At 44.9% G+C, this 10,790-nt stretch carries 9 protein-coding genes; 4 read left to right on the top strand and 5 right to left on the bottom strand.

All coding sequences use genetic code 11. From position 1 onward, the window contains the following. Positions 1–24 precede the first annotated feature (24 nt). Positions 25–792 (bottom strand): hypothetical protein, encoded by a 768-nt coding sequence (locus tag DKW60_RS21010; protein WP_146203543.1) that lies wholly within the window; start codon positions 790–792, stop codon positions 25–27. Continuing rightward, on the bottom strand, positions 789–1,223 hold the full coding sequence (locus DKW60_RS21005; protein ID WP_245929752.1) for a VOC family protein: 435 nt from the start codon (positions 1,221–1,223) through the stop codon (positions 789–791). Before DKW60_RS21005 ends, DKW60_RS21010 begins: the two co-directional genes overlap by 4 nt. A 166-nt stretch (positions 1,224–1,389) precedes the next feature. Between DKW60_RS21005 and DKW60_RS21000 the strand changes: the two genes are divergently transcribed. Further along, complete coding sequence (locus tag DKW60_RS21000; protein WP_109839627.1) at positions 1,390–2,532, top strand: GNAT family N-acetyltransferase; 1,143 nt, start codon at positions 1,390–1,392, stop codon at positions 2,530–2,532. 22 nt (positions 2,533–2,554) lie between these two features. On the opposite strand, the gene DKW60_RS20995 is transcribed toward DKW60_RS21000, so the two are convergent. Beyond that, positions 2,555–3,529 (bottom strand): hypothetical protein, encoded by a 975-nt coding sequence (locus tag DKW60_RS20995; protein WP_109839626.1) that lies wholly within the window; start codon positions 3,527–3,529, stop codon positions 2,555–2,557. 195 nt (positions 3,530–3,724) lie between these two features. On the opposite strand from DKW60_RS20995, the gene DKW60_RS20990 reads away from it, so the two are divergent. The 3 genes from DKW60_RS20990 (at position 3,725) to DKW60_RS20980 (ending at position 8,925) form a co-directional block, all read left to right on the top strand. Then, the gene (locus DKW60_RS20990) at positions 3,725–5,485 is read left to right on the top strand and encodes a chloride channel protein (RefSeq protein WP_109839625.1); all 1,761 of its coding nucleotides are present in this window, start codon (positions 3,725–3,727) and stop codon (positions 5,483–5,485) included. A gap of 129 nt (positions 5,486–5,614) precedes the next feature. Continuing rightward, positions 5,615–7,672 carry an EAL domain-containing protein gene (locus DKW60_RS20985; RefSeq protein ID WP_109839624.1) on the top strand — a complete coding sequence of 686 codons (2,058 nt, stop codon included), beginning with the start codon at positions 5,615–5,617 and terminating at the stop codon, positions 7,670–7,672. Beyond that, on the top strand, positions 7,666–8,925 hold the full coding sequence (locus DKW60_RS20980) for an ABC transporter substrate-binding protein (protein ID WP_109839623.1): 1,260 nt from the start codon (positions 7,666–7,668) through the stop codon (positions 8,923–8,925). The genes DKW60_RS20985 and DKW60_RS20980 overlap by 7 nt, the downstream gene beginning before the upstream one ends. Before the next feature lie 11 nt (positions 8,926–8,936). Here DKW60_RS20980 and DKW60_RS20975 read toward each other — a convergent pair whose 3' ends face one another. Together DKW60_RS20975 and DKW60_RS20970 are read right to left on the bottom strand one after the other, a co-directional pair. Beyond that, positions 8,937–9,908: a hypothetical protein gene (locus DKW60_RS20975; protein ID WP_109839622.1), complete on the bottom strand. Its 972-nt coding sequence runs from the start codon at positions 9,906–9,908 to the stop codon at positions 8,937–8,939. Between the two features lie 87 nt (positions 9,909–9,995). Further along, on the bottom strand, positions 9,996–10,778 hold the full coding sequence (locus DKW60_RS20970) for a lysophospholipid acyltransferase family protein (RefSeq protein WP_109839621.1): 783 nt from the start codon (positions 10,776–10,778) through the stop codon (positions 9,996–9,998). Positions 10,779–10,790 lie beyond the last annotated feature (12 nt).

The raw sequence follows: 10,790 nt of genomic DNA, 5'->3' as shown, positions 1-10,790 counted from the left end.
TATCTGTTTATCTGTTTATCAACATCATACTTTCACTTGTGATCGGTAAACTGCAATTGCACTACGTGCCAGACCATAGTGATAAGACATTTGCTCCGTGGAATAGCGATACTCCTGAGCATAAGGGCATGCTATCCGCGACAGACACGTTGAAACACAATGACTTTCTTGCTCTAAACGATAGTCCGCACACTTCGATAAATTGGGTGCCGCGTGATAGCTCACAGCTTCTGCCGGACAGGCCGTTACACACTCCTGAGTCTCACATTCTGCACAAATATCTATTGCCGGTAGAATCTGCTCGGTGACTTTTGGCTGCGAAATCGCTTGCTCATCCAAAGTACTGTAAGATTTTAGGTCCTCAGTATCCAGCCACCACAGCGCCCGATAAGCACTCCATAATCCATACTTACGATGAATACCCATGCCTAATGGTGAGGCATGATGCCAACCAAACGCTTTGCCGAGTGCCATTAAATTGATTGGGCAATCATCCGCGGGAAAGAGAAGCTTTCGGTCAATATCCGGAAGATATTTCTGAATCGCTCGCTCAGACGCTTCACTACTAAAGCGATCAACAGGATCACTTCCTTTTATATTTTCCCGCTGAAGCGCTTGCCAAAAAAGCCGTCCGGCATGGCCTATTAATAAGAAGCTACCACGCTCTAATTTATCCTCGGTTAGCCAAATGTTTTGAGGCAAAGCACTCAGTGGTTGAGCCTCACACAGTACTAACCCAGAGTCCGCCATTTCCGATTGGAATAACTCAAATGGCGTTGACTCTACACTCACTTTTCAAACAACTGAGATAGATCAGCAAACGCTTTAAACTCCAGTGCATTTCCTGATGGATCAAGAAAAAACAGTGTGGATTGCTCGCCCGTCTCACCTTTAAAACGCGTGTATGGCTCTATAACAAACTCTACTTTGCCTGTTACTTTATTGGCAAGGCTCTGCCAATCTTCAAGAGTCAGCACAACACCAAAGTGAGGCACAGGGACACCTTTGCCATCGACGCCGTTGTAATGATTCGCTACTTTGCCATCAGCGCCCAGGTTTGGGTTTAGGTGTGTGACCAATTGATGACCATAGAAATTCCAATCGATCCATTCGTCACTGCTGCGCCCTTCAGAAAAGCCTAGAAGACCGCCATAAAATTCGCGTGATTCTTCAATGTTTCTTACGGGAATCGCTAAATGGAAGGGACGCAATTGATTCATCATTCATTACTCGTTTGTCAGGATAATATTCACGATATTACACCCATTGTCCCGTTCGTCATACATGGCAGTCCATTCAGAACGCTTCAGCTACCACCTCATCACAGCTCGATTAAAATACACTTCCACACAATAAAAAACTCACTGAGGCGGAACTCTCCAAAGCAATATGCAAAATATAGAACTTAGTTGTATCACCGATATTGATGAATTTCATTCGCTACGCGAATCATGGAACACATTGAATGATCGCTCTGCAAACGGCACTATTTTCTCATCATGGGAATGGCTGTTCAGTTGGTGGGAAACTTATCAGCACGATGCTGACCGACAATTATTTCTACTCATTTGCCGACGCGATGATGCGTTAATCGGTATCGCGCCGCTACAAATTCTCAATCACCCTAAGCGCTATTTCCCGTGTAGCAAACAATTGATGCTGTTAGGTACTGGTGAAACGGATGGCGGGCTGGTACTGACCGAATATCTTGATCTCATTATTGAACCAGGTCTTGAGTCCCGAGTCACCGAGGAGATCAGTAATTTCCTGCTGGAGAAACAGGACATGTGGCAAGGCGCAACGTTCCAGCAGTTACTGGCAGACTCACACCTGAGTAAACTATTTGGTGGTCAGCGCTTATCGATTCAATCGAAAACGATCGATAATGGATTTCGCACCTTGATTGACCTGCCGGAGACCTACAAAGATTACTTAATGAGCTTGCGGAAGAAGAAGCGCAATAACATCACCCGCATGTATACACGCCTGCAAACAGAGCAGGACTATGTGGTTGATACCATCACCGACGGACTGGATACCGACGTTGCTATTACCGAACTGGCAGATCTTAACCGCGAAAGACGAGGCCAGCTGGAACAACCTAGTGCGTTTGAGTGCCCGAACTTCGAAGCATTTCATCGTCTGGTTGTGAAGCGCTTGCTTCCTCTGGATAAGGTACAAATCCGCATTTTAAGGATTGAAGGCAAAGCTGTCGCGGGCCTGTACAGTTTGATTGATGGCGACATTATGCATGCATATCAAAGTGGCTTTGAGGCCGAGTTAGGCCATCGCTATGCCTTGCTGACTATGATGATTACTCAGGAGATATCACACTGCATTGAAGACCCACGCCTGTCACAGTTCAACTTTATGTATTCTGCGGACGAGAACTCCTACAAACTGCGATATAGTGCCTATACAGAACCTATGTATGATCTGAATTACTTTCCACGCAACAAAAGAACTGATTTGTACCAGTTCTTACATGGCCCGGTTAAACAGCGCGTGAAACTACTGCTGAAGAAGCGTTAGTAAAGCAGATTATAAAATCTGCTCAACCATCAACCTGAGAAAAGGCTGTCAGACTGCTTTCCTCGCGCTGAGACATGCCTTTGTGGTGTTTCGCATCCAGCTCCAGATCACTCACATAGGTGGATGCGCGCTCACCTTTTTTAAGGAATCCCAACTTCTTCAATACGAAATAACTGAAGGATTTTATCTCTGCGATGACACCGGTTCGCGCAATTGAACGGTTCTTGAAGCCAAGTGGTTTAAGGATGTAATGATTAAATCCGTGTACCCCCAGCTGACGACGGCTCTCTCTGGAACCATAACTAGTGGTCAGTGAGACATTAAAGCCGATATTCTCAACGCGGTGTGGGGAGTGCTGTGGCCAGCTCACCACCTCACCCGCAGACAATTCATGACTAAAGGCGTGGTCATCATACCAGCGTTCAAACGGCACATTCTCATGACGGACTTCGCCAATGATTTCTTCGACATAAGTTTGTGGAGCAAAACGTGTATCTCGCGCCGGATATACCCAGACGCGTTTACGCCCTTTTAAGTGCCACAACATATTGGCATCCGCATCGACATGACAGTAAACCTGCACACCAGGCGATGAAATTAACAAAGCACTAAAAGAAGACTTAGCATTGGTAATATGGTCACAGTTGGCGTTTATAGACTCATACATCTGTGAAATTAATTCAGCATATTCACCATTATACTTATCGATATTGATCACATTCACCCACATACGCCCTTTATGCAGCGCTTCTAAGATTTCTTTGCCACTACTGTTATCAAGATGAACCGGCGTCCACTCATGATGCTTTTCAGGATTGCTACCCATGGTGTAACACTGCAACCAGTGGCGGGGGTAATTATCTAATAGTGCTTCCAGTGCATCATCACTAAACAAATCCAAGGTATGAAACTGATGTTGAGATACCTGCGGGGTAATACCAAAATTTTGAAACTCTTTTGGAGTCCATTGGATGCAGTCAGAATATTGAGATGACATAGCTTGGCTCTTATTTTTACTGTTAGGTGTAGTCGATTTTGGTACTAGCTTATCTTGACCAACAGCCCAAACGATATGCTTTAGCGGATTAGTGGTGCTAACCTGTCGCGCAGTGGATAAAACTCAAATTTTCTCGTGAGTATTTCGCAATTTACCCTTTTTCAAACCGGTCAAAACAGGCATAGTATCGGGGGTATGGGGATTACTAAAAAAATTAAAAAAGGATGGTTAAATTGGCTCGAAAAAGAGCGAATCCATCTATCTCGCCCAGATGCACCAATGCACCTCGCCTTGGTCGGACTCATTACTGGCTTTCTGGCAGGTGGCGTTATTATTCTGTTTCGGCTGATCGTCGAAAACACACAGGATTATTTACTACCCGGCAGCGGCTCTGAGAACTACGAAGAACTTAGTTTAATCGGGCGCTTCATGTATCCGGTGATCGGCGGCATTTTACTTGCCCTACTGTTTTATCATTATGCGAAAAACCTGCGCGTACTTGGTATTGCTAAGGTGATTGACCGTCTCACCTATCACCAGGGATATTTCAGTTTACGCGGCTTTATGTTGCAGTTTTGGGGTGCGGCCATTGCGATTATCTGTGGACACTCGGTAGGCCGTGAAGGTCCGCATGTTTACCTCGGCGCCTCCATTAGTAGCTTGTTCGCTCAAAGTATTTCACTGCCCAATAACAGCATCCGAACCATGGTGGCATGCGGGGCGGCTGCGGGGGTATCTGCCTCATTTAATACACCGCTGGCTGGGGTCATCTTTGCGCTCGAAGTGGTAATGATGGAGTTTAGCCTTGCCAGCTTCATTCCCATCATGCTGTCTTCCGTGGTTGCAACCAGTCTGTCTGTGGCGGTATTTGGTAGTCAGCCTGCCTTTATTATTCCACCTATGAACCTGAACTCGCTGATGCAATTGCCCATTATTTTGGTACTGGGTATTAGTATTGGCTGTGTGGCAGCGTTGTTTAATCACATGTTGGAAACGGTCTCCAGAACCAGCAAGTCAATTGAGATTTGGTGGAAACTGTGTATAGCGGGTGTGATTGCCGGGATCTGCGGCATGGTGCAACCGGAAGTGATGGGCGTTGGGTATGACTCCATTACTGTTTTATTGAAGAATCCCGAGTCGTTCACCGTCTTCGCACTCGTAATGCTAATTGGTTTCAAACTTATCGCCACCAGCTTTTGTGTAGGCCTTGGTGTACCAGCCGGAATGATTGGCCCTGCCTTTATTCTTGGGGCTGCTATCGGCGCGATTGTCGGAATGACGGTGAGTTTTACGGGAGGCTGGACGCCAAACGATATCGCTTTTTATGCCTTGCTCGGAATGGGGGCGATGGTGGCTGCGAGTCTTCAGGCGCCATTAGCAGCACTGACCGCGATTATCGAGCTGACTTATAATCCCGGCATTGTTATGCCAGGTATGCTAACCATCGTCGCGGCTCAATTGACATCCCGTGTGATTTTCAAAAAAGACTCTTTATTTATTACTATGCTGCGCACTAATGATCAGGATTACCAAGTCAATCCAATTTCGCTGACGCTCCGGCGTATTGGGGTTGCCAGCTTACTGGAAAAGAACTTTGTACGCTTGCCTCGTGTGATCAGTCGCAAGCGAGCTGAGGAAACCATCAAGCTAGATTTGGAGTGGATTGTCATCAGTCATAATGGTCGCCCAAGCAGGCTAATACCGATGGTTGATTTGGCACGATACGTCAAACTTAGCACTGAAGGACTGGATGAGATTGATCTGATTGAAATCCCTGCTCAGCGATTACAGATCGACCCTATTTCACTGCAAAGTAATCTTCTTGAAGCGCACATCAAATTTAAAAATGGCGCGGAGTCATTATGCGTAGTGTTTAAAGAAAATAAGATAGATGAGAAAAGTCGGATTTATGGGATATTGTTGCCGGATATGGTGACTGCGGCTTATCGAGTTTAAAGTCTATTTACTGTAGCTTTGATCGCTTTGTTTCTGAAACGTACCGGATAATTAACGTTCCACCAATAGTCGGTTTTTACTGCAATTTCGCAATCTGTTGGTACACTGAAACAATAGCAAAGATAAAGTGTGACAACAGTGAAAATTGATGATCAACAGCACAAGGTAAAACGGGCAAGTATTATTGCCTTTATGTCCGTTACATTGTTGATTATCGTCTGCTACATCTCGGTTGTTTATAACTTACGCTTACAAAATAATATGTTGGAAGCTTCCAGTATATCTTACGAATTAAGAATATTACTGGATCAAAGCAACGAGCAGGTTAATCTCCTTTTCGACCCTAAAAGTGCAGAGAGCTTTAGTGATCGTATCCTAAAAAATATTCGTGATGATTTTGTTAAAACCACAGAGCAAGTCACTGCGTTAACCGCTCAACTACCAGCACTGCTACGCGATCACCAAAACACTTTTTTCTCACTGATTCCGTCTGAAAACTATCGCAATATCACTAACGAAATCCACAACATTGATAGTATTTGGGGGCAATTTCAAAGCCGTATTCAAGAAATATCGACTTATAACACCTCGACATTGCGCGCCAGTAATAAGTTATGGCAGCCGATTGATACAGTGATCGCCCATAACGGGTCGTTGTCCAAGAGCATTACCTCACTTAATCACCTGGTTTACCAATCATCACTTCTGCAAAACCAGCGCTTGGGCATTATGTACACCGCCTTGGTTGTATTATTGCTGGTGGCTATCTGGGGCATCTGGTCATTTACGTTGAAACCATTAGCCTCCCGACTCAAAGCCAGCTATCAAGAAATTTTATTTAAAAACAGACATTTGGACTATCAGGCGAACCACGACGCACTAACAGGTCTGCTCAATCGCGCTGCCTTTAATGCTAAAACGGCTGAGCTGCAGGTAAACAAAGACACAGCGGTGCCACACTGTCTGGTACTGATCGACTTAGATAACTTTAAATTGGTGAATGACTCTCTGGGCCACAATGTTGGTGACCTGGTTTTACAAAAAATCACCGACGATTTAACGGAAGATCCGATGGTCGGTGAATATGCATATCGGCTGGGAGGTGATGAGTTTGCATTAGTGATTGACCGTATTGATCAGGAGTCAGCGCTGGAACAACGGCTTGAAACCCTTCTTAAGAAGATACGTAGGCCATTAGAAGTTGATAAAACCATTATTCAATGCAGTTGCAGCATCGGTGCTGCAGTAGCGGGCAAAGGCTGCGGATATAGCCAAAAAGAAATGTTTGCAGTAGCAGATGCGTCACTCTATCAAGTAAAAGAACAAGGACGTGATGGCTACTTGTTGTATGATAAAATACAGTCATGTGGCGCAAACCAAATAGAACAGCATGACAATATGCTGCACCAATCTGTAAAAAACAAACAGTTTCGTGTTTCCTATCAACCCATAATTGATCTTCGCAGCCAAAAAACATTAGGATTTGAAGCTCGTATTCACTGGCACCACCCAACTCAAGGGAAGTTGCACCACGATGAATGGATCAGCGATGCCACGCGCCTGACCTTAGACTCTGAAATCACACGACAAGCCATTAAGTCTATTACGGAGCACTTTCAAGACTGGCTACAAAAAGGTATCAGATTACGTCCGGTTAGCGTCGATATCGGACAGACTATGCTACTCAGTGGCGAAGCTTATGACTTGATTACAGCACTCTCAAACAAACTGCCCTTCACTTCGTTAATTGGTATTGAAGTCTCTGAAATGATATTCAATGAGCGCTCTTTCCAGGCAATCACTGAGCAATTATTAAAGTTTAAAGCTGCTGGTATTCCGATTACCATAGACCATTATGGTCGTGGTCACAGCAGTTTATTACAGCTTCGAAAATTGCCGTTTGATGTCCTAAAAATTGATAAAAAGCTGACACTCAAGGTATCCTACGATCCCTCATTACAAACCTATATCAGCGCATTAGCCAGCTTCACTGATGGGATGAGTAAAAAGTTGATTTGTCAGGGTGTGCAAAGTGAAAAAGAACAAAGTAAGCTGACGGAATTGGGTTGTCGTTACATGCAATCACGGCAAATTTCGACACTCCTGAGTAGCGATAGTGTCGCCAATATTTTAAGAAAATCACAACTTAGAGCCGCCCAGCGTAACAGTGAGGAAGCAAGATGTTAAAAATAAAAAGAAGTTTGTCTGTGCTACTTTTGGGCGGAGCTTTACATTGTTCCGCGTTACTGGCAAGTGACCTACAAGCTGAAGTTGAATTAACCCATTGGTGGAATCAGCCTGGTGAAATCCAAGCACTCAACGAGATCAAAACAGCCGTAGAACAGCGCGGTTCAAAGTTTGTTGAGACACGGGTTAGTTCATGGGATATCTTGCGTACCAATATACTTAAGCGTATTTCCATGGGCTACCAACCAGCAGTTACACAGTGGATTTCCGATGACTATTTATTTTCTTTTGATCAAATGAGTGCTATCTACCCCACTCCTGACAAATGGCGTAATCAGCCGATCAAGGAGATATTGTTTGATGAGGTTTATCATGGTCTCAGCACCGATAATGGTCTGGTAGGTCTGCCGATGGGCATTCACATACAGAATGCGGCACTCTTTAGTAAGTCTATTTACAATGATCTCAAACTCAAACCCCCAAAAACCTGGAGTGAGGTGCTAATCCAAGCGCCACTAATCAAACAGGCGGGATATGTTCCTATCGCACTCAGTAAAGAGACCTGGCAGCTGCAAATCATCTTAAATGATATTTTACTTAGTGAGTTGGGGGCCAAGGACTACAAGCAGTTCTATACACAGACACAGTCAATACAGAAATGGCGTGAACCGTTAGTACGCAGCTTTAACACCTTCTTAGCGCTAAAACAGTTCACTGATGAAGCAGCGCGCACCAGAAACTGGAGCGACTCAACCAAGATGATTGGAGAGAATAAGGCAGCCATGCACTTTTTGGGCGACTTTGCTAAAAGTGAACTCACAGCACAAGGACTCAAGGCAGGCGAAGACTTTTTATGTTCTTTGGCGCCAGGCTCCAATGGTTATATGGTTTATGTCATCGACTCATTCCTTATGTTCAATATAGACGAACCACAGATTAAGGAAGGCCAATCAATACTCTTTGACGCCGTACTGGACCCGGAAGTACAAGCTAAATACAATAGCAAGAAAGGCGGTATTCCAGTGCGTCACGGCGTAAATATCAAACAACTGGACAGTTGCGCGCAAGAGACTTATCAACAATGGACTAGCGCTAACAAAAAGACCATCAGCTTTACGGGCATCGGCAACCCACTTCGTGCATCGTTCCTGCAATCCGTGTTGCAGCAGGCTTGGGATAATAAGGACGCCTCTGCAGAACAGCTAGTCGATGAGCTGATTAAACTTGATCAGGAGTCATTGCAGAAAAGCTAAGTTGTGTAAGCTCAATCAACCAAGGAGAACTCCGTCAGACTCTTCTCGTCCCGCTGACTAATACCCTCAGGGTGCGATGCATCCAAAGCCAGATCTGTCACATTGCTCGCATTACGCTTGCCGGTTTTTAGCAGACCCAACTTGTGCATCGCCCGATAGCTAAACTCTTTCACTGCCGGAGTAAAACCTTCTAGCTCCATCGAACGATGCTTAATACCCAGTGGCTTAAGGATGTGATGATTTGCTCCATGCACACTCAGCTGACGACGACTTTCCTGCGAGCCATAACTAGTGGTAAGCGACACATTCAAATCAACATTCTCAACCCGGTGCGGTGCATGCTGTGGCCAGCTGATCGCCTCACCCGGTAACAACTCATGGCTAAAAGCGTGCTCATCGTACCAGCGCTCATACGGAATATCTTCGTGGCGCTCTTCACCAATAATTTCTTCAATATATGTCTGCGGGGTAAATCGCTCATCACGTGCCGGCCAAACCCACAGACGCTTGCGGCCTTTTAAGTGCCACAACATATTCGCATCAGCGTCAATATGGCAGTACACCTGTACGCCCGGTGATGACAAAATCAACGCACTAAATGCAGATTTAGCATTAGTAATGTGGTCACAGTTTTCATTGATCACCACATATATCTGTCGAATCAGCTCTGCATATTCACCATTGTATTTATCAATATGAATCGCGTTAACCCACATCCGTCCTTTTCTCAGCGCTTCTAAAATCTCCGCGCCACTGCTATCGGCAATATGTACGGAAGTCCAGTCCTGGTGATTCTCAGGGTCAAAGCCCATGGTGTAACATTGCAGCCATTTTCGGGGATAATCATCCAACACCTTTATCAGTGTTTCATCACTGAACAAATCAAGTTCGTGATAGCTATGCTTTGACACTTGGGGGATTTTTCCGAAGTTCTGAAACTCTTCTGCACTCCACTGAATGCATTCAGAATAATTCTTAACCATAATTCAGACTCTATACTTTTTTTAATTATTACTGAGTACGATTTACTACAGAATGTGAGTATAGACTGAGGGGCACAGCGCAGAAAGTTATTTATGGATTAGTGGCTTAGCCGCTAAAAACTGTGTATGACTTTGCGTCAAACAGTCCTGCATTTGCTGCTGAATATTTGCTGCAAGCTCCTTTCTCAAAGCACCTTCACTCTCAAGCGGCTCAAGGAAATACACGTGCGCTTGTGGATTTTTACAACCCAACATGAGCCACATATTATTCACCAAAGTTTGAGTGCCGGTGTATGGAATTAAGTCACTAGTATGGCCTGCGGTGTTTTCGTCGGTGTAATGAATAACTACGGGTTGAACCTTGGCTCTGCTTTGAATTGCCGCACCAAATAATCTCGGAAATAAGAACCCTATCTCTGCGCCTTCGGTTGTCTTCCCTTCCGGAAAAATCAAGATACGATCATTATTTTCAAGCCCGTCACAGATCGCCACACTTGCCGCTTCGGTGGCTGTTCGCTGCCCACGCACAATAAACAGTGTATTCAATTTCTCAGCGGCCCAACCAATAATTGGCCACTTCCGCACTTCTGCTTTTGACAAAAAACGAGGATTACTCAGGCTCGCCATCAAGGGGATATCTAACCAGGAAATATGATTTGATACTATCAACACGGGGCCATCAACAGGCTTTCCGTGAACGAGCACACTCACGCCGACTAGTCTGAGCAACTTGCTGTACCAGGCTTGAACAACTGCTTTGAAACGTGGGTCTTCCGGTGGACGCCTCAGAATAAATGCCTGAAATATGATTAATGCGCCACCATATAACAGATGTGACAGTAAAATCAGAAGTCTTAACAGCTTTACCATGACAGTGTGGAT

The organism is Leucothrix pacifica, from assembly GCF_003172875.1.
Classification (GTDB): Bacteria; Pseudomonadota; Gammaproteobacteria; order Thiotrichales; family Thiotrichaceae; genus Leucothrix; species Leucothrix pacifica.
The sequence above is the reverse complement of the archived record's forward strand: the minus strand, read 5'-3'. Positions and strand labels throughout refer to the sequence as shown.